The 26424-nt window shown below is 72.8% G+C and carries 19 protein-coding genes; 18 read left to right on the forward strand and 1 reads right to left on the reverse strand.

Annotation, left to right across the window (positions count from 1 at the left end):
• The first annotated feature begins 92 nt into the window (after positions 1-92).
• From NAEX_RS18290 to NAEX_RS18360, 14 genes are all read left to right on the forward strand, one after another.
• Positions 93-1517 carry an aminopeptidase P family protein gene (locus NAEX_RS18290; RefSeq protein ID WP_096328763.1) on the forward strand — a complete coding sequence of 475 codons (1425 nt, stop codon included), beginning with the start codon at positions 93-95 and terminating at the stop codon, positions 1515-1517.
• 208 nt (positions 1518-1725) lie between these two features.
• Entirely contained in the window at positions 1726-2715 is a 990-nt protein-coding gene (locus tag NAEX_RS18295; protein ID WP_096328764.1) for an Ig domain-containing protein, read from the forward strand.
• A gap of 27 nt (positions 2716-2742) precedes the next feature.
• Positions 2743-3216, forward strand: a complete 474-nt coding sequence (locus NAEX_RS18300) for a hypothetical protein (protein ID WP_096328765.1) — start codon at positions 2743-2745, stop codon at positions 3214-3216.
• A 91-nt stretch (positions 3217-3307) separates the two neighbouring features.
• Positions 3308-5554: a methyltransferase domain-containing protein gene (locus tag NAEX_RS18305; protein ID WP_143825592.1), complete on the forward strand. Its 2247-nt coding sequence runs from the start codon at positions 3308-3310 to the stop codon at positions 5552-5554.
• Positions 5500-5757: a hypothetical protein gene (locus tag NAEX_RS18310; protein ID WP_096328767.1), complete on the forward strand. Its 258-nt coding sequence runs from the start codon at positions 5500-5502 to the stop codon at positions 5755-5757. Before NAEX_RS18305 ends, NAEX_RS18310 begins: the two co-directional genes overlap by 55 nt.
• Complete coding sequence (locus NAEX_RS18315) at positions 5754-6887, forward strand: FAD:protein FMN transferase (RefSeq protein ID WP_096328768.1); 1134 nt, start codon at positions 5754-5756, stop codon at positions 6885-6887. Before NAEX_RS18310 ends, NAEX_RS18315 begins: the two co-directional genes overlap by 4 nt.
• Before the next feature lie 471 nt (positions 6888-7358).
• Complete coding sequence (locus NAEX_RS18320) at positions 7359-9716, forward strand: serine/threonine-protein kinase (RefSeq protein WP_096328769.1); 2358 nt, start codon at positions 7359-7361, stop codon at positions 9714-9716.
• The gene (locus NAEX_RS18325) at positions 9713-11542 is read left to right on the forward strand and encodes an ATP-binding protein (RefSeq protein WP_096328770.1); all 1830 of its coding nucleotides are present in this window, start codon (positions 9713-9715) and stop codon (positions 11540-11542) included. Before NAEX_RS18320 ends, NAEX_RS18325 begins: the two co-directional genes overlap by 4 nt.
• Positions 11543-11557: 15 nt before the next feature.
• Positions 11558-12208: a DUF5678 domain-containing protein gene (locus NAEX_RS48005; protein WP_143140907.1), complete on the forward strand. Its 651-nt coding sequence runs from the start codon at positions 11558-11560 to the stop codon at positions 12206-12208.
• 14 nt (positions 12209-12222) lie between these two features.
• Positions 12223-12681, forward strand: coding sequence for a pepsin/retropepsin-like aspartic protease family protein (locus tag NAEX_RS18340; protein ID WP_143140906.1), 459 nt, complete (start codon positions 12223-12225; stop codon positions 12679-12681).
• Positions 12682-12694: 13 nt separating this feature from the next.
• Positions 12695-14953 carry a hypothetical protein gene (locus NAEX_RS18345; RefSeq protein ID WP_096328774.1) on the forward strand — a complete coding sequence of 753 codons (2259 nt, stop codon included), beginning with the start codon at positions 12695-12697 and terminating at the stop codon, positions 14951-14953.
• Between the two features lie 507 nt (positions 14954-15460).
• A complete protein-coding gene (locus tag NAEX_RS18350) occupies positions 15461-17923 on the forward strand; it encodes an FG-GAP-like repeat-containing protein (protein ID WP_096328775.1) in 2463 nt (820 codons plus the stop codon).
• 312 nt (positions 17924-18235) lie between these two features.
• A complete protein-coding gene (locus NAEX_RS18355) occupies positions 18236-18604 on the forward strand; it encodes a hypothetical protein (RefSeq protein ID WP_096328776.1) in 369 nt (122 codons plus the stop codon).
• A 240-nt stretch (positions 18605-18844) separates the two neighbouring features.
• Positions 18845-19813, forward strand: coding sequence for a DUF2156 domain-containing protein (locus NAEX_RS18360; RefSeq protein WP_096328777.1), 969 nt, complete (start codon positions 18845-18847; stop codon positions 19811-19813).
• A gap of 287 nt (positions 19814-20100) precedes the next feature.
• Here the strand turns inward: NAEX_RS18360 and NAEX_RS18365 are convergent, their stop codons facing one another.
• Positions 20101-21117: an AraC family transcriptional regulator gene (locus NAEX_RS18365; RefSeq protein ID WP_170135813.1), complete on the reverse strand. Its 1017-nt coding sequence runs from the start codon at positions 21115-21117 to the stop codon at positions 20101-20103.
• 91 nt (positions 21118-21208) lie between these two features.
• On the opposite strand from NAEX_RS18365, the gene NAEX_RS18370 reads away from it, so the two are divergent.
• The 4 genes from NAEX_RS18370 (at position 21209) to NAEX_RS18385 (ending at position 26279) form a co-directional block, all read left to right on the forward strand.
• The gene (locus NAEX_RS18370; RefSeq protein ID WP_096328779.1) at positions 21209-22366 is read left to right on the forward strand and encodes an FAD-dependent oxidoreductase; all 1158 of its coding nucleotides are present in this window, start codon (positions 21209-21211) and stop codon (positions 22364-22366) included.
• A gap of 679 nt (positions 22367-23045) precedes the next feature.
• Positions 23046-24071 carry an aldo/keto reductase gene (locus tag NAEX_RS18375; RefSeq protein WP_096328780.1) on the forward strand — a complete coding sequence of 342 codons (1026 nt, stop codon included), beginning with the start codon at positions 23046-23048 and terminating at the stop codon, positions 24069-24071.
• 65 nt (positions 24072-24136) lie between these two features.
• Positions 24137-24580, forward strand: coding sequence for a hypothetical protein (locus NAEX_RS18380; RefSeq protein WP_143140905.1), 444 nt, complete (start codon positions 24137-24139; stop codon positions 24578-24580).
• A 115-nt stretch (positions 24581-24695) separates the two neighbouring features.
• Positions 24696-26279 carry a bifunctional 3-(3-hydroxy-phenyl)propionate/3-hydroxycinnamic acid hydroxylase gene (locus tag NAEX_RS18385; RefSeq protein WP_096328782.1) on the forward strand — a complete coding sequence of 528 codons (1584 nt, stop codon included), beginning with the start codon at positions 24696-24698 and terminating at the stop codon, positions 26277-26279.
• Positions 26280-26424: the final 145 nt, after the last annotated feature.

A 26424-nucleotide genomic window follows, 5' to 3' on the forward strand; every position in this document is an offset into this window, starting at 1 on the left:
ATCGAGGGGGTATCGAACGCCGTCGACGCCAGGCGCACACCGCGCGGCCGCGGCTTGCATGAACTCTCGCCGCCTGCGGTAAGCTCCCGGTCATGTCCGTCCTCGTCCCGCCGCAGCCGGCCGCGGTCTACGTCTCTCGCCGCTCGCGACTCTCGCGCGCCCTCGCCGGCGAGCCCGCGATCTTCTTCGCCGGCGACCTCGTCCCGCGCAACTACGCGGCCAACACCTACCCGTACCGCGCGCACAGCCACTTCCTCTACTTCACCGGCGTCCACTGGCCGGGCGCGGTGCTGCTGGGCAGCGGTGACGGGTGGGAGATCTTCGCCGCGCCGCCGGCGCCGGACGATCCGTTGTGGATCGGTCCGAGCGCCACCTGGGACGAGCTGCAGGCGGCCACCGGGGTGCGGAAGATCCGCCCGCTCGGCGAGCTGCGGACCGCGCTCGACTCCTTGCGCGGCGTCGCCACGCTGCCGGCCGTCCACCCGCGCACGCGGGCGCGGCAGGCCTCGCTGCTCGGGCGGCCGTGGGGCGCGCACGACGAGGCCGAGTCGGGGACCGTCGCGCTCGCGGGCAAGGACGCCGAGCTCGCCGAGGCGGTGATCTCGTTGCGCCTGCAACATGACGCGCCGGCGCTCGAGCTGCTGCGTCAGTCCGCGGAGGGCGCCCGCGCCGGTCACCTCGCCGGCATGGCGGCGACGCGGCCGGGGCGGCGCGAGAGCGACGTGCGGGCCGCGATCGAGGCGGAGTTCGCCGCGCGCGGCATGACCCCGGCCTACGGCAGCATCGTCACCGTCCACGGCGAGGTCTTGCACAACGAGCACAGTCATCACCCGCTGCGGGCCGGCGATCTCCTGCTCGCCGACTGCGGCGCCGACTGTCACGGCTGGGCCAGCGACGTCACGCGCACCTGGCCGGTCTCGGGCGCGTGGAGTCCGACACAGCGCGCGCTCTACGACCTGGTGCTGCAGGCCAACCAGGACGCGACGGCGATGGTGCGTCCGGGGGTCCGGTACCGCGACATCCACCTCCGCGCCAGCCTCACGCTGGCCCGCGGCCTCGTCGACCTGGGGATCTTCCGCGGCGATCCCGAGGGCCTGGTCGAGCGGGGTGCGCACGCCCTGTTCTTCCCGCACGGCGTCGGGCATCTCCTCGGGCTCGACGTCCACGACATGGAAGATCTCGGCGACCGCGCCGGCTACGCCCCGGGTCGGGCCCGGAGCCGCCAGTTCGGCACCTGCTACCTCCGCCTCGACCGCGACCTGGCGCCCGGCATGCTCGTCACCATCGAGCCCGGGCTCTACCTGGTCCCGGCGATCCTCGGCGACAGGGCCCTGTGCGGCCCCTTCGAGGCCGATCTGGACCGCGAGCGCCTGGCCGCCTACGCCGACGTCCGCGGGATCCGGATCGAGGACGACGTCCTGTGCACCGAGGCCGGCCCGGACGTCCTCACGGCCGCCATCCCCCGCGACGCCGACGCGGTCGCGGCCCTGGTCGGTGCGCCGCGGGACGCGGACTGAAGCCCCGCCCCGGCCCCCTGTTCGGCCGTACAGCCCCGAATCGGCCCCGCCCGCCCGCCCCCGCCCGCTTCCGCCCCTCCGCCGGTCACCCCCCTGCGGCCGCGTCCGCCGGGCGGATGCGCGGTTTGTTTGCCCTGGCGCGTAGTCAGCGCTAACTCCTCGTGTTACTTTGCCCCGGCGCCCCTCGCAGGCGTCCTAGGAGTCGACGATGCACCTCCGCCCCCTCGTCCTTACCACCGCCTTCCTCACCAGCGCCCTCGTCGGTTGTTCGCGCGACGAGTTCGCGCCGTGGGGCTTCGCCGAGGACGTCTCGCTCGAGTGTGCCAACCCGGCGCGCGGGCAGGTCGGCGTGCCCTACTCGTACACGCCCACGGTGGACGGCGTGGCGCCCTTCACGTTCTCGGTCGACCCGAGCACGCCGCTGCCTCCCGGCCTGACGATCGACGAGAGCACCGGCACGATCTCCGGCACGCCCACGGCCGAGGGCATGTATCCGCTCAAGGTCGTCGTCGTCGACGCGCGCGACGTGCAGTCGGTCATCACCTGCGGCGACATCGTCATCGACGCGGGCGCCGGCATCGACTGCCGCGACGAGAGCGTCGCCCCCGGCGACATCCCCGACGGCTTCGTCGGCCTCGTCTACAACTACGAGCCCACCGCCGTCGGCGGCCGCCCGCCGTACACCAACTGGACCGACGGCGGCACGCTGCCCGCGGGCCTCACGATCGACCCGGCCACCGGCGTCATCTCCGGCACGCCCGAGGTCGCCGGCATCTCCAACGTCACGCTGACGGTCACCGACGCCGACGGCCAGGAGATCACGAGCGAGTGCGGCGTCCTCGAGATCCGCGACCCGATCCAGGTCGACACCGACTCGCTGCTGGCCGCCTATCCCGACGGCTGCATCACCTACGGCGAGGACCTCGACGGCCTGATCGCCAAGGGCATCGTCATCCCGGTCAAGGACGCGACGACCCCGCCGACCTGCTCGCTGGTCGCCGGCCGCGGCAACGGCAGCCGCAACTTCGACGGCGACGCGAACACGCCCGACAGCTTCCCGCCGGGCATCTCGGTCAGCGCCGACACCTGCGAGCTCTCGGGCACCATCGACAGCAAGCTCCGCTTCGGCGCCTACGCGTGGATCACCACCATCGAGCAGTCGGGCACCAAGGCCTACCTGCCGTACTGCGCCCCGTAGGACGTCCAGGCCGGCACCGCTTACGGCGTGCAGCGCCAGGACGGCGGCACCGACAAGACCCTGTCGCCGGGCCACATCGTGTTCGACCTCGAGGCCGCCGACCCGCCGACCTTCACCTTCGGCACCGACGCGCCCGACCCGCAGGTCACGGTCACGTACACCGAGGACTGCCAGGGCAGCTGCTTCTACGCCTACATCTTCTCGTACAACGCGCTGTCGGCGGCCGCTTCGGTCAGCGCCAGCCCGTCGGCGAAGTTCCCGGCGATGGGCTTCGACGGCTTCACCCACGCCATCCGCGTCACCGAGAGCGACGAGACCTTCCTGCGCAACTACGGCAACCGGGCCTTCGTCACCAACATCAGCTTCGACTACTGCATGGCGCAGAACGACCAGGACTGCGGCAACAACGAGGCCGACCCGAACGCCAAGGCGGCGCTGATCCGGGCCAACGGCGACGGCAGCAACTACGAGTTCGGGCTGATCATCCTGCCCCAGAACTGAGCCCCACGGGGCCGACGCCATCCAACCCTTGAGCACACAAGACAGTCGCGGCGGCGGAGCTGCAGGGCTCCGCGACCGAAGGGTCGCCCGGGTGCTCGACCGCGAGATCTCTCCGGTCTGGCACGATCGTTTCGCGCGGCTCATCGTCCGCAACCTGCCCAACCTGCCCGAGGTGCTCGCGCTCGACATCCACTGCGGGACCGGGCGCGGCACGGGCGAGCTGCTGCATCGGTTGGGCGCGGGCGCGAAGATCCTGGCGATCGACCCCGACGAGGGCGCGCTCGAGCTGGCGAAGACGCGGATCCGCCCCGAGTGGAAGAACCGGGTCTACTTCAAGCCCGGCCACTTCGACGACGTCACGGCGATGGCCGACGACAGCTACAACCTCGTCGTCGCCAACCTGGTGCTCGGCGAGTCGGTCGACCTCGAGCCGGCGCTGGGCGAGATGATCCGGGTGTGCAAGATCGGCGGCCGGATCCTCGCCACCGTGCCGCTGCACGGCACCTGGGAAGAGGTCGAGGACATCTTCGCGGAGATCTTGCGCGACGCCGGGATGACCGCGGCGCTGCGTCGACTCGAGGCGCTGCGGGCGATCCGGCCGACCGGGCCGCAGCTCGGCAAGATGCTGCGCAACCTCGGCGCGGTCGAGGACGACTACGTCATCGAGCACGAGCGCTTTCAGCTGTTGTTTCCCAGCGGCCGCGAGTTCCTGTTCGCCCCGGTCATCGAGCACGGCCCGCTGCAGATGTGGAAGGCCGTGATCGGCAAGGACGGCGCCCCGCAGGAGCTGTTCTGGCGGCTCAAGGAGGCGATCGACACCTACTACGCCGGCCACGTCCTCGCGGTCACGGTCCACGCGGGGCTGATCCACGTCGAGGTCGCCAAGGGCACCGCGCGGCCCGGCCCGCGGCTGGCGGCGCGGTTCTGGCGGCACTACCCCGAGCTCGACAAGCTGTGGGGCGGCCTCGCCGTCGGCTACGCCCGCGTCTCCGACCCGATCCTCCCGTTCAGCGAGTCCGACGTCAGCGACTTCGACCTCGACATCGACCTCGACGAGTCCGACCCGCGGCGGCGCACCGGCGCCATGCGGGCGTTGCGGCAGACCGGCCGCCAGGCGGTCGTCGAGACCCCGTCGCCCGAGGACTTCGGCCTGCGCTTCCGCGAGAGCTCCGAGGTGCGCCCGCTCGACGCCGAGTCCTCCGGCCTGCGCGCGCGTGTGCCGGGCTCCGAGGCCTCGGGCTTGCGGGCGCTGTCGCAGCTGCGCGACTCGGAGATCTCGTCGGTGCGCCCCGCCAGCACGTTCCGTCCGACCCCCGTGCCGGTCGACGAGGACGACTTCTCCGACCTCAACAACCCCGACACCCGCTCGCACAAGGTCGTCCCGCCCGCCCAGTCGCCCGCGCCGACCAGCGAGCCCGAAGAGGACCTGTCGCGCCTCGCCGAGACCGAGGACGACTTCTCCGAGCTCAACGACATCCCGCTGCTGCCCCGCCGGCAGAGCTCCGGCAGCCTGCGCCGCTCGCCCTCCGAGTCGTCCGCCAGCCGCCCGGTCCCCGCCGAGCTCAAGGGCGACGGCGAGAGCAGCGCCCACCGGGCCCTCGCCGAGCTGGCCCTTCGGCCAGGTGACTCCGCCACCGCCGGCCGCCGCCCGAGCGGCCCGATCCCCCAGCTCCGCCGCACCGAGCCCTCCGCCGGCCAGGCCGCCCGCCGCCCGATCTCCGGCCCCAACGCCGAGCCCGACGCAGCCGCTTCCGGCAAGCGCCCGATCGCCGACGCCGAGTCCTCCGACCGGCGCCCCGTCGCCGACGCGGCCACCTCCGGCCGGCGCCCGATCGCCGACGCCGAGGCCTCCGGCAAGCGCCCCCTCGACGCCGAGACCTCCGACCGCCGCCCCGCCGTGGACGCTGCCGCCTCCGGCAAGCGGCCGGTCGCCGACGCCGAGGCCTCCGGCGCCCAACCCGTGCCCGACGCCGCCGCGTCCGGCCGGCGCGCCCTCTCCGACTCCGCTTCCGGCAAGCGCCCGCTACCGGACCTGCGCAAGCCGACCGACCCCGCCGCGCGGCCCTCGTCCGGCCCGACGGCGGCAGCCGACCCCTCGCCGACCGCGGCCGCGGCCCCGGAGATCCGCCGCCCCCCTCGGGTGCCCGCCCCGCCGCGGCCGAGCCCAGCGGGCCGCGCCCGGCCGCCAAGCCGGTCGCTCCGCCGGAGCCGCCCAAGCCCTCGCTGCCGTCGTTCCGCCTGCCCGAGCCGAAGGCCTCGGCCAGCGCCAGCGCCAGCGGCAGCATGTTCCGGCCGCCGACCTTCAAGCCGCCCGGCGAGGACAGCCTGCCGCCGGTGAAGAACGCCTTCCGCCCGCCGCCGGGCCCGGCCGAGAGCGCCGCCGACGAGGAGGAGCCGGAGGAGATCGACGAGCTCGAGCCGGTCGACGAGCTCGAGCCCGACGACGAGCCGGCCCCGGTCGTCACCGCCCCGCGGCCTCCGCCGCCCAAGGGCCCGCCTCCGCCGCGCCCGCCGAGCCTCAGCCCGGACAAGAAGAAGTGACCCGCCCCGCGCTCGCGGCCCTCGCCGTCCTCCTGCTCGCCTGCGGCCAGCCCCAGGGGACAGGTCCGAACAAACATGTCCCGAGTGACATGCCCGCAAAGACAGCCCCGGAGCCGGCCCCCGCGCCCGCGCCGGAGCGCGCGGGTCCGCCCGTGCGCAAGGACGGCACGATCTACGCCGAGACCCAGCAGATGGGCACGCGCGTCTCGATCAACGTCCACGTCGGCGAGCGCGCGCCGGCCGAGGCCGGGGCCGCGATCGAGGCCGCGTTCGCGGAGATCGAGCGCATCGAGCAGATCATGAGCGAGTGGCGCCCGAGCAGCGAGCTGTCGCAGCTCAACGACGCCGCCGGCGGGCCGCTGCGCCCGCTCAGCCAGGAGCTATTCGACGTCCTGCAGCGCAGCAAGGAGATCGCCCAGGCCACCGGCGGCGCCTTCGACCCCACGTTCTACGCCGTCGGCCAGCTGTGGAAGTACGACCCGGGCAGCCGCCCGCCGACGCGCGAGGCGATCCTCGAGAAGCTGCCGCTGGTCGACTGGCGCTCGATCGAGCTCGACGCGACCACGCGCAGCGGTCGCCTGGCCAGGCCGGGCATGAAGGTCGGCCTCGGCGCGATCGCCAAGGGCTACGCCGTCGACCGCGCCTCCACCGTCCTGCGCGAGCGCGGCTTCTCCGACCACATCGTCGAGGGCGGCGGCGACACCTTCGTGTCCGGCACCAAGGGCGGCAAGACCTGGATGGTCGGCATCCAGCGCCCCGACGGCCCCGGCTCGGTCGCCGCCATCCCCGCCCGCGACCGGGCCGTCGTCACCTCCGGCGACTACCAGCGCTTCATCGAATTCGAGGGCGTCCGCTACTCGCACATCCTCGACCCGCGCACCGGCTTCCCCGTGCCCGAGGAGCGCAGCCTGCAGAGCATCACCGTCCTCGCGCCCAACGCCACCGACGCCGACGCCTACGCCACCGCGGTCGCCGTCATGGGCGTCGACGCCGGCCTCGAGTTCATCCAGTCGCACCCCGGCCTCGACGCCGCGTTGATCACCCGCAGCGGCGAGCTGCGCGTCACGCCCGAGCTGGCCAAGATCCTCGTCTACCCGCAAGACAAGCCGGCCCCGCCGCCCGCTCGGTGATCGAGCTCGGCGAGATCGGCCCCGCGCGGCTCGTATGACCCGCGGTCGCCGAGCTCACGACCCTCCAGCCCTCGAGCCCTCGCGCTCCCGATCGCGTCGAGGGCATCGCCTCGCCCGCGGGCGAGGATGCGGCGTGCTCCTCGACGATCGCCGCCCGCGTCGAGATCCACCCTGTGCCGCACGACGAGATGCCGGGCCGGAGCACGGTGCAGGCGAACCTCGACTGCGTCGCGGTCGTTCTGCCGGCGACGAATGCCGTTCTCGAGCCGCCGAGCTCGTCGAAGCCGCGACAATCCTTCGACGCGCCCATGACCGCCGCGCGAAGCGGCGACCCGGCGCGGCGCGCTCGCGGAGGTGCTCGATCTCGCCGCGGACGCGCGGGCCCACCTGCGCGGAACCGCACGACGCGCGCGACCTTCGATCCACGGCGCGTCGTTCGGGGCCGGCAAACTGACCTAAACTCGTCGCGAAATGACCGAGCCCGGCCGTGACGGCGAGCCCGCTGGGGTCGACCACCCCCCGGCCGCCGCGCGCCCGGGCGGGGCCGTCGCGGCCCTCGCCGGAGCTGTCTCTTCGGCCAGTTCGGTCTCCGCCGAGACCGATCCTGTCCTTCCGGCCAGCTCGCCGGAGATCACCGAACCTGTCCCGGCGGCCAGCTCGATCGACGCCACCGTGGGCACCATGCTCGAGCCGGAGCAGGCCCCCGCGGCCGCGGGCGAGCGCACGCGGGTGCGCCTGGTCAGCGGGAGGGTCGTGCCCGGCACGCGCTACCGGCTGGTGCGCTGGCTCGGCGAGGGCGGCATGGGCGTCGTCTACGAGGCCGAGCACGTCGACATCGAGCGCAAGGTGGCGCTCAAGGTTCTGCGCTACGACCTCAGCCGGCGGGCCGAGATGGCGGCGGTGTTCCGCGCCGAGGCGCGCGCCGCCAGCCGCACCGGACACCCCAACATCGTCGAGATCTACGACTTCGGCGAGCTGCCCGACGGGCGGCTCTTCATCTGCATGGAGCTGCTCGACGGCAAGGACCTCGTGCCCGCGACCGAGACCGAGGTGCGCTCGCCGGCCGAGGTCCTCGCGATCTTCCGCCAGCTGTGCAAGGCGCTGGGGGCCGCGCACAAGGCCGGCATCGTCCACCGCGACATCAAGCCGGAGAACATCATCCTCGTGCGCAAGGGCGGGCGCGACGGCGTGGTCAAGGTCGTCGACTTCGGCATCGCCGCCGTGCTCGGGCAGGAGCGGCGCGGCAAGATCGCCGGCACCCCGCACTACATGGCGCCGGAGCAGATCCGCGGCCAACCGTTCGACGGTCGCCTCGACATGTACGCCGCCGGCTGCGTCGCCTTCGAGCTGCTGACCGGCAACCCGCCGTTCCCCAGCGAGGCGCTCGAGGAGGTCCTGAACGCCCACGTGCATCAGCCGCCGCCCTCGTTCCGCCAGGTGCGGCCCGACCTCCAGCTGCCCGCGCAGCTCGAGCAGGTCGTCCTGCGCTGCCTGTCCAAACGGCCAGACGACCGCTACGCCGACATGCACGAGCTCGAGGCCGCGCTGTGCGAGGCGCAGATCGCCTGCGGCCTGCGCACCGCCTGGGACGACCTCCCGCTGCCCGAGTGCGCCCCCGACCGACTCGAGCGCCTGCGCGCGCGCATGCCGAGCCCGCAGGCCGTCCCGCGGCGGTGGCTGTGGCCCGTCGTCGCCGGCGTCTCGCTGGTCGCCGCCGGCGTCGCCGTCGCCGTCGCGCTGCGCACCTCCGACCCGCCCGCGGCCGAGCGCTCGCGCATCGACGCCCTCGCCGAGGAGGCGCTGGTCGCCGCCAGCCGCACCTTCTACGTCGCCCCGCCGCCGGACCAGCCCGACGTCCCGACCGCCTACACCAAGGTCCTCGAGCTCGAGGCGATCACCGGCCCTGCCGCCGGCCTCGCCGACGCCCGCGCCGAAGAGCTGCGCGGCCAGTTCGCCGCCGGCCTCGTCAACCTCGGCGACAAGTACTGGGACGTCGCCGGCGCCCGCCCGTTCGCCGTCGAGTACTACATTTGGGCCCGCGCCTTCGACCCCGACCACCCGCGGGCCGTCGAGCGCAGCGGCATGACCCCCGGCGCCTTCAACCTCTTCCAGGAGAAGGCCCGCAGCGGCAGCTGGTCGCTCGGCGAGCTGCAGGCGCTCGGGCTCGTCGGCGCCCTCACCGACGAAGACGCCGAGCGCCGGCAGAAGCGCACCCTCGACGCTCACCGGGACGCCTCACACCTGTCGATCTCCCAGCACCTCGACCTCGACGCCGGCCTCCGCGGCGCCGGCATCGAGCTGCCCCAAAAGCCAGCCGCCAGGCGACCCGAGCCCGAGCCCCCGCCGCCCGAGCCCCCGCCGCCCGAGCCCGCACCTGTCCCCGAGGACAGCAACGAAGAGGCCGCCGACGGCGCCGCCGCGACCGACGTCGAGCGGCCGAAGAAGGCCGCGCTCAAGTCGAACCGCGACCCGGCCAAGTCCAAGCAGCTCGCCGACGACGGCGTCGCCGCGCTCAAGGCCGGTCGGCGCAACGACGCCGAGAGCCTGTTCCACCGGGCGATCTCCTACGACAACCGCAACGCCCGCGCGCTGATGGGCCTGTCGGACATCGCCTTCGACACCGGCGCCAAGCAAAAAGCCGTGCAGTTCGCCGAGCTCGCGGTCGAGGCCGCGCCGCAGTCGAAGTCGTACCACCTCAAGCTCGGCGACGCCTACTTCGTCGTGCTGCGCTACCGCGACGCCCTGACCCACTACGAGAAGGCGCGCGACCTCGGCGACGACAGCGCCCAGGGCCGCATCGACAAGGTCAAGAAGCTGATCGGACCATGACCACCCCCGAGATCCTCGCCACCCAGGTCGACCTGTTCGGCCTCATGACGGTGCTCGGCGAGCACCTCTATTCGACCCCCTTCGTCGCCCTGCGGGAGCTGGTCCAGAACGCCCACGACTCGTGCGTGCGCCGCCGGCTCGAGGACCCTGCCGCGTTCGCCCCCGAGATCCGCGTCGTCTGCGACCCGGCCGCCGGCACGCTCGCCGTCAGCGACGCCGGCGCCGGCCTCACGCGCGACGAGATCGTCCGCTACCTCGCCACCATCGGCGCCGGCTACACCCGCAAGCTGCGCGAGCAGCACGGCAGCGACGACCTGATCGGCCTGTTCGGCCTCGGCTTCCTCTCGGCCTTCGTCATCGCCACCCGCGTCGCCGTCACCACCACCTCCTATCAATCGCCGGACACCACCCTCCTCTATCAATCGCGCAGCGGCGAGCGCTTCAGCATCGAGCCTGCCGCGAGCCGGCCGGTCGGCACCACCGTCACCCTCCACCTCAAGGACAACTTCCGCGAGCTAAGCGACGAGTCGGCCCTGCGCGCCCGCCTGCTGCACTACTGCGCCCTCCTGCCGCTGCCCGTGTTCGTCGGCGACGACGACGTCGCCGTCAACGCCCAGCCCGCCCCGTGGCGCGTCCCCGACGCCCACCCGGCCCGCGCCCGCACCCTCCGCCTCGACTTCGCCCGCCGGCTCGAGCGCCGCTTCGAGCCGCTGTGCACGATCGACGTCGGCCCGCGCGAGGGCACCGACGTGCGCGGCCTGTTGTGGATCCACGACGCCGCCACCTACGGCACCTCCGACAACCGCAACCTCCACGTCTACGTCCGCGGCATGCTGCTCGACGACGACGCGCGCGAGCTCTTGCCCCCGTGGGCCGGCTTCGTCAGCGGCGCGATCGAGTCGGCCAAGCTGACCCCGACCGCCTCGCGCGAGGATCTCCAGCGCGACCCTGCCTACCGGGCCGTCGCCGCCGCGATCGCCGAGGCCCTCGTCGACGGCATGAAGCAGATCGCCGAGCGCGAGCCCGAGGCCTGGCGGCGCGTCCTCCTCCGCCACAACGAGGCCCTCCTCGGCGCCGCCCTGTGCGACGACCGCCTGTTCGAGCTGCTCGCCGACGAGCTCACCGTCCCCACCAGCGAGGGCGACCTGCCCATCGCCGTCGTCCAGCGGCGCGGCCAGGGCAAGCTGTACGCCAGCCTCAGCCCGCGCGGCGGCTTCGAGGAGGTCCTGTTCCGCGCCCTCCGCGTCCCCGTCGTCGTCGGCACCCGCTACGGCGCCCTCCCGTTCGTCCGCCGCCACGCCGACCGCCGCGGCGGCGCCGTCATCGAGCTCGGCACCGCCGCCGGCAACAAGCGCGTGTTCCCCCCGGCCGACCTCCCGGCCGACCAGCAAGCTTTCCTTTCGAACATGCTCACAAGGCCAGGTCAACGCCTGATCGCCGCCCGCTTCGCCCCCGCCGAGCTCCCGCTCGTGCTGGTGCCCGACCGCGAGGCCGAGCTCAAGCGCCGCGTCGAGAGCGACGAGGCCGCCGGCCGGATCGCCAGCGGCGCGCTCGGCCTCATGCGCATGTTCACCGCCAAGATCGACGCCAGCGTCGACGCCGACCTCTACGTCAACCTCGACAACCCCGCGATCGTCCGCCTGCTCGAGCAGCGCGCCAGCATCGACGCCGGCCACCCCGGCGTGAAGCTGCTGCGCGCCCTCGTCGCCTTCGTCGCCGGCGCCAGCGAAGCCGCCGCCAACGAGGCCGAAGGCCTCCACACCGCCCTCGCCGAATACGGCCGGGCCGTCTGCGAGCTCCTCGACACCCCCCGCCCCGCGCGCTAACCTGCGCAGCGGACGATGCAGCCGCACCCGCACAGCCCACCGCGCAGCAGCGAAGCCTGGGCCGCGCCTGCAGCGAAGCCCAAGAAAAAGCGGGTCAAGAAGCCCGTCGCCAAGAAGAAGCCGATTGCCGGCAAGAAGGCCGGTAAAAAGACGTCGGTCAAGAAGCAGGCGAAAACAGCCGCCAAGAAGAAGCCGCTCAAGGGCTCGGTGTCCTCTGTTTCGGTCGCCGACCTCGTCGCGCGTCTCCTCGGGGATGAGGCTGCTCGCCAGGTGCTCGCCTCGCTCGCCTTCGATCGCTCGGGCAACGACAAGCTCGCGGAAACCCCGGAGATCGCCGAGTTGCGGCGCGAACTCGATGACAGCCGGCGCAAGCTCGCTGCGCTCGAGCAGAAGCTCACCGAGCTGTCGAACCTCGTCGCCGGCCTGACCGCGGCTCGTTCCGCGCCAGTCGTCGGTGCCGGAGAAGAGGTCGAAGAGGACCCGTGTCTCCGCTGGCTGGGAGATCCATCGATCGAGCAATACATCGGCCAGCACGTCGCGCTCCATGCCACCCGGGGCGTCATCGCCCACGGAGACTCGCTCCCTCCCGTGCTCGAGTCCGTGCGCGCGCAGGGCGTCTCTCTCGACGACGTGTGCCTCGCTACCGTCCCGGCCCTACCGTTCTAGCTCATCCACTCCGCATGGATCCTCGCCACGGAACCACCCACCCGTTTACGACCCGTGCCTGCGGCGAATTCGGGCGCATCGCGCAGCCGCTGGTCCGGGTTGGCTTGCGTCGCAGCGCGTCCTTCCCCTGGTCGATACCGATCGAGGCGCTCGTCGACACCGGCGCGACCATCACGCTCGTCAGCGACAAGATCCTCGCCACCGTCCCCGATTTCGACCGCTCCCTGCTCGGCCCCGAGCTGCCCTGGCATACCGCCGTGCACGGTCGCGAAACCTGTCGCTCGGTCGCGCTGGACCTGCGGCTGGGACGCGCGCTCGACGACCATTCCCTCGTCCTCGAGCAGGCCCTCGTCTACGTCACATCGAGCCCGCTCGTCGCGCCCATCCTCCTCGGCCAGCGCGGCGTGCTCGATCGCGTCGGTCTCGTCCACCGCAACCTCGGCCCCAAGCCCCCTTTCCGCTTCCTGCCCTGAAGGACATGCTCTCATGGACATCTGGCAGTGGGTCCACGACATCGATCCCGAGCTGCGCCGCGGCGGGCACGTCCGGCTCGCCGACCTGATCCGGCGGATCCCGTCTGCTACCGTCGACGATCACCACGATCGGGTCGACGCCCTCGCGCCCGAGGCGCTGGCCCTGGCCCGTGCCGCCGGGCTCCCGTGGGTCGAGGTGTTCGTGCGGCACTGGCACTTGCAGAGCCGCGTCCTGCACCGCTGTCAGGGCGACATGGCTCTGGGCGAGGCCGTCGCCCTGGTCGACTACGCCCACGGCGAGGCCGCGCGCGGCTGTCCGCAGGCCGTGTGTACCGTCCAGGATCTGGCCGCCTGTTACTCGCAGGTCGACGGCCCCGGGTGGGCGCGCGAGCGGGCCGACGTCTCGCGCGAGACCCTCGCGCGCATCGACCCGACCTGGCCGTGCTTCACCTGCATCAGCTGCGAGCACGCCGGCGCCTTGCGCGAGCAGGGCGACCCGCAGGCCGCGCTCGAGTTCCTCGACGCCCAGCACAAGCAGCTCGTCGCCGCCGGCCAGGGCCGTGAGGGCACCTCCCTCCTGCCGGAGCGGATCTCCTGCCTCATCGCTCTCGGCCGCACGGACGACGCCCTCGCCGCGTGTGAGGACGCGATCGCCAACGGTCGGCGCGACGAGAGTCAGCGCCGGGCCCGGCAGATCGACCTCGCGCGGATCTACGCCCGCCTCGGCCGCGGCGACGACGCGCTCCGGCATCTACCTGTCCCTGCGGACATCCTCCCGACCCCCAGCCACTACGACCCGTACACCGACGCCCTCGTCCACCTGGTGCGGATCGGCGCCTGGCCCAACGGCTTCGAGCTCGGGCGCCTGCTGCAGCGCTTCATCGCCCGCCTGCAGCTCAACGGCTCGCACCGCCTCCCGTTCGACATCGCCGCCGCCGCCGCCGACCTCGCCATCCAGCGCGGCAGCCCGGAGGTCGCCGCCCTCCACCTCGCCGCCATGGAGCGGCTCGCCGCCCGCCTGCACCGCCCCGGCAGCGCCCCCGAGCGGCTGGCCGCCCTGCGCCTGTCCTTGGAGACAGCCCTCGCCCAGCCCCGCGGCGAGCGCCCCGACGATCCCGAGGAGCGCCTGCGCGACTGCGTCGCGGCCGATCCTGCCGCCGTCGCCGCGGATCCGTCCGCCCACGCGCGTCGCCACGCCGCCGCCCTGCTCGACCTCGGCTTCGCGCGCGAGGCCGCCGACCTGCTCGAGCGGCACGTCGACGCGCACCCCGACGACGACGACGCCGTCGAGCTGCTCGAGGTCGCCTATCGCCACGCCGAGGACGACGACCGCCACCGCGCGCTCGGCGAGCGCCTGCTCGCCAGCGCCGATCCGGCCAAGCAGCGCCGCGGCCGGTGGGTCTCCGCCCGCCGGCACACCCGCGCGCGCGACTGGGACGCCGCCAATCGCCTCCTCGCGCAGCTCGCCGAAGATCCCGCCGACGCCCTCGCCGCCCGCCTGGCCCACGCCGGCAACGCCCGCCAGCAGCGCGACTGGCCGACCGTCCTGCGCCTCGTCGACGAGGCCTTGCAGCTGCAGCCCGACCTCGCGCCCGGCGCGTACGACTGGGACCGCATGGTCGCCGCCACCTTCCTCGGCGCCTGGGACCGCGTACGTCACAGCGCCGCTCGCCTCGACATGGAGATCGACGGCGAGGGCCCGATCGACCTGCGCTGGGAGCTGTGCCGGATCCGCGTCGAGCACCCGAGCGGCAAGCGGCAGGACCTCTACGCCGCGCGCACCGGCCCGGTGACCGCGCGGATCCTCCAGATCTCGCGCATCGACCAGCCGCAGCGGTTGTTCGATCAGGTCGTGTTCGACGCGCGGCCGCTGGGCAGCCACGAGGACGACGACGGCCAACCGGTCTACCTCTACGCCGAGATCGATCCGCTGCACCGCGCCGGCTATCGCGCCTTCAGCATCGACGGCGTCCACCCCGGCGAGGCCGCGCTCGGCGACCTCCGGCGGGTCGTGCAGGCCCACCGCGGCAGCTTTCAGGTCCAGAGCGGCGACCGCTATCGCCTCACCTCGCCCGCCGGTGAGGAGCGGCCCGGCCTCTACGCCTTCGCCGCGTTCGGCCCCGATGCCGACCTCCGCGCCGCCTCCGACGCTCTGGCCGCCGTCATCGCTCGCCTCGGCGACCCGCTCGTGTGGCCCGAGCTCGCCGCCGCCGCCGGGGACGACGCGCGCGCCCAGCAGCACCGCGAGCTCGCGCGGGCCTGGATGCTCTGAGGCGCGCTGACTCCCCATCGCGCCCCCGCGAGCCCGCCCTCTGCACGCTCGCGCTGCGTCCCCCATCGCGCGCCCCCACGAGCCCGCCCCTCTGCACGCTCGCGCTGCGTCCCCCATCGCGCGACCCCGCGAGCCTGCGCCTCTGTACGCTCGCGTTGGTTTTTCGCCGCGCGCCGCCGCGAGCCCCCGCCCTTGCGCGCTCGCGCTGCGTCACCATCGCGCGCCACCAGCCCGCCCCTTTTTGCACGCTCGCGCTGCGCCCCGTCGCGCGTTTTCGTCACACTCGCGAATGCAGCGACTGCGACGCGGCGATCGCATCGGCTCCCCGCGCGGCGTCGTCCGACCTGTCTGTGGCGAATCTGCGGCCGCCCCTCGCTCGCGCCGTCGCGCGAACCGTTTCGCGCCGCCTCGCGCAGACGTCGCCCTGGACGCCGGTCCTCTCGCGCCCGACGAGCGCGGTCCCTGGGCTATCATCGGTCCCCCTCTCTTGCCCCGATAGGTGGTCTCATGGCCCGCGCCTTGCGAACCTGCGTCTCGATCTTCTCCTCGTCCGTCCTGCTCGCGGCCGCCTGCGGCGACGATTCGCGCGTCGACAGCGAAAGCGGCGTGTCCGGCACCCAGGGCACCCTGCCCGTCACGGGCGGCCCCACCGAGTCCACCGTCGGCACGGACGGCACCGCCACCGGCGGGCCCACCGAGGGCACCGGCACCGCCACTGCCACCGCCACCGCCACGCCGACCGGCACCGACACCGTCGCCCCCACCAGCGGCACCGACACCGCCGGCACCGTCAGCGAGACCGGCAACACGACCTCCGGGACATGTTCTGAAGACCAGATGTGCAGCGGCGTCTGCTGCGGCGACGGCGAGCTGTGCGACAACGGCCAGTGCGTGCCCGACTGCGGCGGCCCGCCCCCGTGCGGCGAGGCCAAGGAGTGCTGCGCCGACGGCCAGCTGTGCTACCTCGGCGCCTGCGTCACCCCTGGCCCGGCGTGCAGCGACCAGGCGTGCGCGACCAAGCCCACCCAGGACACCTGCGACGACGGCTTCATCTGCGACCCGAACCTGGGCCTGTGCTTGCCGAGCCAGGCCGACCCGACCTGCCAGTACATCCCGCCGGCCAACGTGTTCAAGCCGACCCCGCTGTTCACGTGGGGCAAGCGCAAGGTGATCGCCTGCAACGCCGACACCGACTGTCAGGTCGCCGAGGTGTGTACCGACAGCGTGTGTACGCCGACGTGGAACCACCTGATCCCGCAGGCGGACGACATGCCGAATCACTACCAGAGCTCGTCGATCCCGATCGTCGTCGACCTCAACGACGACTGCGTGCCGGAGATCATCTTCAACACGTACACCGGCACCAACATCACCGCCGACGGCGTCCTGCGGGCGATCCGCGGCGACGACGGCGCCAAGGTGTGGACCGTCACCGACCCGATGTACCGCACCAACAGCACCTCGAACATCGCCGCCGGCGACATCGACATGGACGGCCGGGCGGAGATCGTCGCCAGCGGCGCGGGCAAGTACCTGATCGCCATCGACAGCGACGGCACCCCCCTGTGGAAGTCGGACCCGTTCACTGGCGCCAACTCGAGCGGCTCGGTGGCGATCGCCAACATGGACAACGACGGCGCCCCCGAGATCCTGTTCGGCCGGGCGATCTTCAGCAACACCGGCAAGCTGCTGTACGAGGGCAACGTGGGCCAGGGCCTGAACGGCCAGGGGCCGATCTCCTGCGTCGCCGACCTCGACGGCGACACCCGGCCCGAGCTCATCGGCGGGCGCACCGCCTACAAGACCACCGGCACGGTCGCCGGCGACGACTTCGCCGGCTCGGTGCTGTGGACCTCCAACGTCGCCAGCGACGGCTTCTGCGGCGTCGCCGACTTCGACGTCGACGGTAACCCCGAGGTCGTGCTCGTCACCATGGGCACCGTCCGCGTGCTCAACGGCCAGACGGGCGTGCAGATCGCCACTGCCAACATTCCGCAGCAGGGCACCGGCGGCCCGCCGAACATCGCCGACTTCGACGGCGACGGGGTGCGCGACATCGGCGTCGCCGGGTCCGCGCGTTACACCGTGTTCCAGTTCGACGGCATGGCCCTCACCCAGCTGTGGACCGCCGCCACCGAGGACGACAGCTCGCAGGTCACCGGCTCCTCCGTGTTCGACTTCGACGGCGACGGCCGGGCCGAGGTCGTCTACAACGACGAGGCGTACATCCGCATCTACCCCGGCGTCGAGCCCGACTGCGCGATGAACCCGCCGGGCCCCGGCTGCAACAAGAACATGACCGACGCCGAGGTCCTGTTCCGCGACCGCAACTCCTCGCGCACGCGCACCGAGTACCCGGTGATCGCCGACGTCAACGGCGACTTCAAGGCCGACATCGTGTTCGCCACCAACAACGACAGCCAGGCCTCGCTCGTCACCGACGCCGGCATCGAGGTCTTCAAGGATTCGCTCGACAACTGGGTCTCGACCCGCCCGGTCTGGAACCAGCACTCCTATCATATCACCAACGTCGGCCTGGTCGGCGAGATCCCCACCGTCGAGGAGAACAACTGGAGCTCGTACAACAGCTACCGCAACAACGTCCAGGGCGCCGCCGACTTCTGCGCCCCCGACCTCGTGCCGTACGACCTGACCTTCGACGCCCAGGTCTGCGCCACCGGCCTCAAGCTCTCGGTGTGGGTCGCCAACCAGGGCTGCCTCGGCGTCGGCCCCGGCGTCAACGTCGCCTTCTACGAGCAGAACCTCGGCCTCCTCGGCGTCGTCCCGACCAAGGGCCCGCTGGTCGCCGGCGCCGCCGAGCAGGTCACGATCGAGTACCCCGGCCTGTTCGACTCCGTCACCGTCTGGGCCGTCGCCGACGACGACGGCATGGGCAACGGCATCCTCAACGAGTGCGTCGAGGACAACAACAGCTCGCCGATGGACAAGGTCTGCATCCCGCCGGGCTGAGCCGCGCCTCCGGCTCGCAAGCCTCGCCGACCCGCGCCTGCCCGGCGCGGGTCGGCCGCTTTCGGCGCGCCGGCCTGATGCCATTGCCGGCGACCAGCCGCAGAACAGCCCATCCTGCTCTTCTCATTCCCTCGCATTGACCCGACCGCGCGTGGTCCTTTTTATCTGCCGCCATACCTCCCTGTTGAATCAAGTTCAACGTTGACACCATACAAACCGCCCGTCTCTCAGCGCATTGACGACTCCCCTTCCGTCCCCGACTCGCAAATTCGAGCGTGGCCGGCCGGCCGGCGTCGTGGTATCCGCCCCCGCATGGGCGAGTATCTCACCATCCAGAACGGCATCATCCTCTACTTCAGCCTCGCCATCCCGATCGCGCTCGTCATCGTCATGCGCCGGGCCGGCCGCCAGCGGCGGATCTTGCGGGACGGCGTGCAGGTGCCCGCGCGGGTGGCCGGGCTGCGGGACACGGGCGCGCGGTACAACGACGCCGTGGTCGCCGAGCTGACCCTCGACATCGAGCGGCCGGAGCCGGGGCAGCAGCCGCGGCAGGTCGTCACCGAATTCACCGTCCCGCAGCTGTTCACCACCCGCTTCCAGCCGGGCTGCGAGGTCGTGGTCCGGGTCGACCCCACCGATTCGAGCCGGGTCGTCGTCGATCGCAAGGCGATGGGCATATGAATCGAGCGGCGATTGCGGCGATTTATCATTGATAGTACTACCCGCAATCGCCCGCCGACCCCCGCCCATCGCCCCGGGCGCGGGCAGCCTCGCGCCGGCCAATGACCCGAGGGCAGGTCTGCACCCCCGGTCCTCCGCCCGCGCCCCGCGCCGCAGCCGACCGGTTCCACCCTCCCCGTGACAGCCGAAGGACACGGTGCTAGGGTCGCGTTCCAGCCGCCCCGCTCCGTCGGCTCCTGCATGCCTGACCCCAGTCGTCCCCTCGACACGACCGTACAACCCGTTCCCTGGACCATCGAGCCGCTGGCGCTCGACCACAAGCCCGCCTTCGACCGGGCTCTGGCGGCCGCCGGCGTCGCCCTGTCGGACTACAGCTTCGCCAACAACGTCTGTTGGCAGCTCACCCAGCGCCTGTTCATCGCCTCGGTCGCGGGCTGCGTGGGGCTGTTCGGCGAGCGTGACGGCGTCCTGTCGATGCAGCTGCCCCCGCTCGGCGCCCCGTGGCAAGAGGCCGCCGCGCTCGAGGCCTGCGTCGCCCTGCTCGAGCGGGCCAACAGCGGCCCCGTCGTCGGCGAGCTGCGCTTCGCCGCCCCCGAGCTCGTCGCCCGCCTGCGCGAGCACGGGGAAGGCTGGCTCCGCGGCCACACCCTCGAGGTCGTGCCCGAGAGCCCCGACTTCTTCTACCGCCGCAACGAGATGGTCGAGCTCCGCGGCGCCCGCTACAAGTCGAAGCGCAACGACATCAACCAGCTCCTGCGCACCTACCCGAGCGCCCGCGCCGAGCCGCTGCGCCAGTGCGACGCCGAGGCCGTCGCCCTGCTCGCCCGCCTGTGGCTGAGCCAGCGCGGCGGCGACCACGACCACGCCCACGACGAGGAGGCCTTCGCCCTCGCCGCCGCCATGCAGCACTTCGACGCCCTCGGCCTGTTCGGCGTGCGCCTCATGATCGGCGACACCCTCGCCGGCATCACCCTCGGCGAACGCCTGCCGACCGGCGTCGTCAACGTGCTGTTCGAGAAGACCGACCTCGACGTCCCGGGCGCCTCGCAATTCATCTTCCGCGAGTTCTGCCGCCTCCTCGACGACGACGCCCTGATCAACACCGGCGACGGCGCCGGCTCGCCCTCGCTGGTGCGCGCCAAGGAGAGCTACCGTCCGGTCCAGCTCGGTCAAAAATTCCTGCTCCGCATCTGGCGCGCCACCCCCTGAGCCCCGCGAACCCGGCGCCGCACCCGGCGCGAGGCCGCGCTCCCCGCAATGATCGGTTTCGCGCAGCATATTCAATCGCCCGGCGATTGAAGGCACCGCGACCCGATTGACGACACCACGAGCCCCGCCGGTGCAATCATTCACCGCGCTCGCAACGAATGGTGCGAGTGCGAGCTACGCGCATTCACCGCCCGCGACGCCCCTCGGCTCAGGCCTCACTCACGCCAGCCCTGCGGCCCTTCGGGGCGCGAATTACGAGCGCTCCTCCACCGCGCCTGCCCGGCCGCTCACCCCGTCTCGCCGCGCCGGCGCCAGCCCTGCGGCGTCTCGCCGGTCCAGCGCTTGAATGCGCGGAAGAACGCCGCCGGTTCGGCGTACCCGAGCAGCACCGCCACCTCGGACGCGCTGAGCGAGCGGTCCGCGAGCAGCTGCAGCGCGCGGGCGTGGCGGGCCTCCTCGACCAGCCCGGCGAAGTTGGTCTGCTCGTCGAGGAGCCGCCGGTGCAGCGTCCGCTCCGACACCGCCAGGCGCTTCGCCACCGCCTGCAGCCGCGGCTCGCCCTCGGCCAGCGCCGCCCCGATCTCCCGCCGCACGCGGTCGGCCCAGCTCGCGTCGGCCGGCGATGGAGTTGGAGAGAGCATCGCCTCGGCGCGCCGCGCCAGGTAGCCGAACAGCTGCGGGTCGGCGCGCGGCAGCGGCACTGCCAGCACCGCCGCGTCGAAGCCGAGCTGCAGCAGCGGCGCGTCCCAGGCCACCGGACAGGCGAAGTACGCCTCGACCTCGCGCGGATCGGCCGGCCGCGCCAGCGGCAGCGTCACGAACGCCAGCCGCACCGCCGCGCCCGCCACCGCGCGCATCATCGTCACGATCGACGCCGCCTGGGCCAGGATCGGCTCGCGCAGCCGCGCGAACGCCGGCACCATCGCGCGCACGAACACCACGTAGTCGCCCGCCGCGTCGGCTCGGCGCTCGAGCTGCGGCACCAGCCCCGGGTACAGCACCGCGCCGACGCGCTGTTGCCACGCGAGCGCGTCGCCGACGGTCGCCTCGTGCTGCATCGCGTAGCCGATCACCCCGAGGGCGGCGATCCCGATCCGCGCCCCGATCTGCAGCCCGTCGCCGCGGCGCGACAGGATCTCCCACATCTTCAAATGCTGCTCGAGCGGCACGCGGGCGTCCGGGTCCTGCAGCAGCTCCGGCTCGATCGCCGCCTCGCGCACGATCGCCGTTACGTCGGCCCCGAGGCTCTGCGCGGCCGCCAGGACCTGCGTCGTCATCGCCGCCAGGACCGAGGGGCTCGCCATTCGCGCGGATTGTCGACGATGGCCGGCAAAGCCACAAGCCTGGCGACCGCGGTCAAGGCGGCCCGTGGCGCCGCGGTGCATCCTCCTCGCCATGAACCTCTCGCAGCTCCACGTCCTCGTCGTCGGCGGTGCCACCGGCGGCGCCGCCACGGCCCTCCTCCTCGCCCGCGCCGGAGCCCGCGTCACCGTGCTCGAGAAGGTCGCCCAGCCGCGCGCCGTCGGGGCCGGCATCGGTCTCGCCGAGAACGGCCTCGCCGTGCTCGAGTCGATCGGCCTCGGCCCGGCGATCGCCGCGCGCGGCCGCGCCGTCGACGGGCTCGCGCTCGTCGACGCCGACAGCCGGCTCTTGCTCGCGCCGCCGCGACCAGCTCCGCGCATGCGGATGATCCGGCGCAGCGATCTGCAGGGTCTGCTGCTCGACGCCCTCGCCGCCGAGCCGCGCGCCGAGCGGCAGTTCGGCGCCGAGGTCATCGGCGCCGAGCGGGACGGCCGGGTGGTCGCCCGCATCGACGGCCGAGTCGTCGAGCACCGCGCCGACCTCGTCGTCGGCGCCGACGGGGTGCATTCGCAGATCCGCGCTGCCGGCGAGTTCGGGGCGCGCGTGCGTCCCCCGGGCATCGCCTACCTGCGGGCGCTCGTCGACGTCGAGGCCGCGCAGGGCGTCGAGGCCTGGACCGGCGCGGGGATCTTCGGCAGCTTCGCGGTCGGCGGCGGCACCTACTTCTACGCCTCGGCCGGCGCTCGCGCCTGCCGCCGCGCCATCGCAGCCCGTGACCTCGAGGCCCTGCGCGCCGTGTGGGCCCGCGCCTATCCGCCGTCGATCCCCCTGCTCGCCGCGGTGCGACGATTCGACGACCTCATCTTCAATCGCGTGACCCGCGTCGAGTGCCGCCGCTGGGTCGACGGCCGCCTCGTCCTGCTCGGCGACGCCGCCCACGCCATGGCGCCGAACCTCGGCCAGGGGGCCAACAGCGCCCTCGTCGACGCCGCCGTCCTGCTCGACGAGCTGCGCCGCGCGAGCGACCTCGCGACCGGCCTCGACGCCTACCAGCGCCGCCGCCGGCCCGCCGTGCGACGAGTCGCCCGCGCGGCCGGCAGCATGGGCGCGCTCGCCGAGATCACCAACCCCGTCGCCCGCTGGCTGCGCGACCGCCTGCTCCTCCCGCTGGCCGCCCGCCTCGGCGGCGACGCGACCTCGATCGTGATGCAGGAGCCGCCCGCGACCTTGCTGGCGATCGGCCGCGCCTGACCGCGAGCTGTCTTCAAGGACATGCGCATCCCGCCAGGCGGCGACACGACCTCGGCCGTGATGCGGGAGCCCCCGACCTCGCGCCATCCACTCCTTACGACATGACCCATTGGACATGTTTTTGACAACATTTCCTAAAAGTCATGCCCTGAAGAACGCGGGCCGTTCTCGGCGCACCTTCGCATGCCTGGACCGGTTCGCCTCGTGCGCCGGTCAGACCGGCGACACCCGCGTCAGCGTCTCTACCCACGCCTCCGGTGCGGGCGGCTGCGCGCGATCGGTCGGCGCCTGCGACAGCCACGCTTGCCACACCTCGATTCAGCCCTGGCCGTCGCCCATGCGTCAGCCGATGCTGCCTGCGGTGATCTCCGGGTACCGGGCCCACGGCGGCGCCACGTCTCCGTGTTCGTCGCGGGCCTTTGCGATCGCCCGGGCCAGGAATGCCTCTCGCTCGAACCCCATCGCGCCTCCGGTCCCGCCCAGCATACGACCTCGGTCGCTCGCTCGATCCGCCCGCGCATCTCGATCGCGCGTGCGATCCGTGTGTTGGATCTCGAGCGACTAGCGAGCCTCGCGCGGGCCTTCATGCCGCTTCCCCGCCCGCGGTCGGCCGGCCCGCGGCCGCTCGCTGCTCGAGCCCGGTCAGACCCGCGCGGTCCGGTGTTATGCCTGGCGCATCATGGAATACCGACGACTCGGAGCATCAGGTCTCAAGGTCCCCGTGCTTAGCTTCGGCACGGGCACGTTCGGCGGCGTGGGCAAGTTGTTCAGCGCCTGGGGCGACACCGACGTCGCCGCCGCGCGGCGGCTCGTCGACATCTGCATCGACGCCGGCGTCACGATGTTCGACAGCGCCGACGTCTATTCGGCCGGCGCCGCCGAATCGATCCTCGGCGAGGCGATCAAGGGCCGGCGCGAGCAGCTTTTGATCTCGACCAAGGCCACCTTCCGCCTCGGCGAGGGGCCCAACGACGTCGGCAGCTCGCGCTGGCACCTGACGCGCACCGTCGAGGCTTCGCTGAAGCGCCTCGGCACCGATCGCATCGACCTGTTCCAGCTCCACGGCTTCGACGCCCTCACCCCGGTCGAGGAGGTGCTCTCCACCCTCGACGACCTCGTGCGGGCCGGCAAGATCCGCTACGTCGGCTGCAGCAACTTCTCCGGCTGGCACCTGATGAAGTCGCTGGCCGTCGCCGATCGCTACGGCTATCCGCGTTACGTCGCCCACCAGGCCTACTATTCGCTCATCGGCCGCGACTACGAGTGGGAGCTCATGCCGCTCGGGCTCGACCAGGGCGTCGGCGCGGTCGTGTGGAGCCCGCTCGGCTGGGGCCGGCTGACCGGGAAGATCCAGCGCGGCAAGCCGCTGCCGAAGGACAGCCGCCTGCACGGTTCGGCCGAGTATGGACCGCCGGTCGGCGACGACCACCTCTTCCGCGTGCTCGACGCCGTCGAGGAGATCGCCCGCGAGACCGGAAAAACGGTGCCGCAGGTGGCGATCAATTGGTTGCTGCAGCGGCCGACCGTCGCCACCGTCGTGCTCGGCGCGCGCAACGAGGAGCAGCTCCGGCAGAACCTCGGCGCGGTCGGCTGGAACCTGTCGCCGGAGCAGGTCGCGCGGCTCGACGCCGCCAGCGAGCAGACACCGCCCTACCCCTACTGGCACCAGCGCGGCTTCGGCGAGCGCAACCCGCCGCCGGTCTAGCGCGGCGGCGCTCCGGGCAAACACGCCCGGCGACCGCGCCGGGCGGACGTGCGAGCATGCTCGGCATGCAAGAGTGGCTGTACCGCGCGAGCAATGCCAGGGCTGATTCATCCACCACGCAGGACGTCGCCGACAACTTCGGCTTCATCTGTCGCAACGCCTTCGCCGACGTCGCCCACGCCCAGATGATCGCCAACGTCGCCAAGGTCGACTTCGGCGACGTCATCCACCTCTACTTCGTCGACGGTGAGGGCGGCCGCTCGCTCGGCGCCTATCGGGTCGTCGGCCCCCATCGCCACCCGCGCGGCGCCCTGTTCGGCGCCGCCGTCCCCAAGACCAAGCTGCGCACCGTCGCCGACGACCAGCTCCGCGAGCAGCTCCGCAGCGACTACGCCGTCGACCCGCGCGTCGGCGAATTCTGCGGCTGGCCCGTCGTCCGCGACGAGCACCCCTCGCCGAGCTACGTCCGCGACCTGTTCGTCGGCCGCAACACCCTCGTCCCGCGCTGAATTCGGCCTTGCGGCCCCCGGCGCCGCTACTGACACCCGGCTGGCCGGTTCGGTGCCACCGGGTGTCTTCCTGTGAACATTTTCGGACGAGGCGGTCGCGCCTATTTTCTCGGGAATGTTTACACCGTCCTTCGACGTCGCGATCCTCGGCTGCGGTCCGACCGGCGCCGTGTTGGCCAATCTGCTCGGCGGTCTCGGCCTGCGGGTCGTCGTCTGCGAGCGCGAGCCCGAGGTCCACCCGATCCCGCGGGCCACCCACATCGACGAGGAGACCCTGCGCAATTTCCAGGCGACCGGGCTGCTGGCCGAGCTGTGGCCGCACACCTGCGAATTCGGCGAGGCCGAGATCGTCGACGAGGACGGCGCGCGGCTGCTCATCGACCGGATCGGCGAGCGCGACAGCCCGCACGGTTACAGCGGCGCCCGCTTCTTCGACCAGCCGGCCTTCGAGCGGCTCCTCCGCGCCGGCCTGCAGCGTTACCCGAACGTCCGCCGCGAGCTCGGCGTCGACGTCGTCGGCATCGACGTCCGCGCCGACCACGTCGTCCTCGCCGCCCGGCGCGCCGACGGCCAATCGCTGGACCTGCGCGCCGCCTGGCTGGTCGGCTGCGACGGCGGCCGCAGCCTCACCCGCGACGTCCTCGGCGCGACGATGGCCTCGCTCGCCCCGCGGCGTCACTGGCTGATCGTCGACACTCTGCTGCGCGACCTCGCCGACGACGCCGCCTTGCCCGGCCGCTTCCGTTACCGCCTCGGGCGCGAGCGGCTCAGCATCTTCGCCCACGGCATCGGCCGCAACCGCCGCTGGGAGTTCCAGCTCGGCGAGCACGAGGACGCCCCCGACGAGGCCACCGTGCGCCGCTGGCTCGCCCGCGACATCGACTCCGATCGCCTCGAGATCACGCGGATCGCCAAATACGCCCACAACGCCCTCCTGGCCGCCCCCTGGCGCTCCGGCCCCGTCCTCCTCGCCGGCGACGCCGCCCACATGATGCCGCCCTCCGCCGGCCAGGGCATGTGCGCCGGCATCCGCGACGCCGTCAACCTCGCGTGGAAGCTCCACCGCGTGATCACCGGTCGCGCCTCACCTGACCTTTTGGCCAGCTACGAACGCGAGCGGCGGGCGCACGTCGAGCAGGTCCTGCGCGGCACCCTCTTCATCGGCAACCGCCTGCAGGCCGACCACGCACTGCAGCGCTGGTGCCGACGTCGGCTCCTGCGCCTGATCGGCCGCTTCGCGCCGCTCCTGGCCCTCACGCGCCGCCTCGGCATGCGCCGCCCGCGGCTGCGCCACGGCTGCTTCGATCACGCCTCGCGCTGGCACGGTCACCCGCTGCCGCAGGTCCGCGTGCGCCATCTTGGCATCGACCTCCCGCTCGACGACCTGCTCGGCTATCGCTTCGCCCTCGTCGTCCGCGCCGAGTGCCTCACCCTGCGTCTGCGCGAGTGGGCCGCCGGCCACGACATCGCCCTCGTCCGTCCCGGCGTCGACTTCGAGGAGCACGACGGCGCCCTGCTCCGCTTCCTGCGCGCGCGCCGGCTCGACTTCGTCCTCGTCCGCCCCGACCGCCAGATCTTCGGCGCCGGCGACGTGTCCGCCCTGTCTCGCGTCCAGGCCGCCTTCGACGCCCATTTCGCGCCTGCGAGCCCGCCCCAGCCCCGACACGAGTCCGCGACCGTCGCCCCGGTCTCGCGCTAGACGACCCCTGCAGCGCCGCGCATGCACCTCCCGCGCTTCACCCGCGAGCCCGCTGGCGACCCCGTCCACGCCGACTGAGATCCGTCGCCGCCCGGGCTCGCCGCGCTCGAGCTCGGGCTCGTCGGCGACGGCGCGATCGGTGACT

The organism is Nannocystis exedens, assembly GCF_002343915.1.
Lineage (GTDB): Bacteria > Myxococcota_A > Polyangia > Nannocystales > Nannocystaceae > Nannocystis > Nannocystis exedens.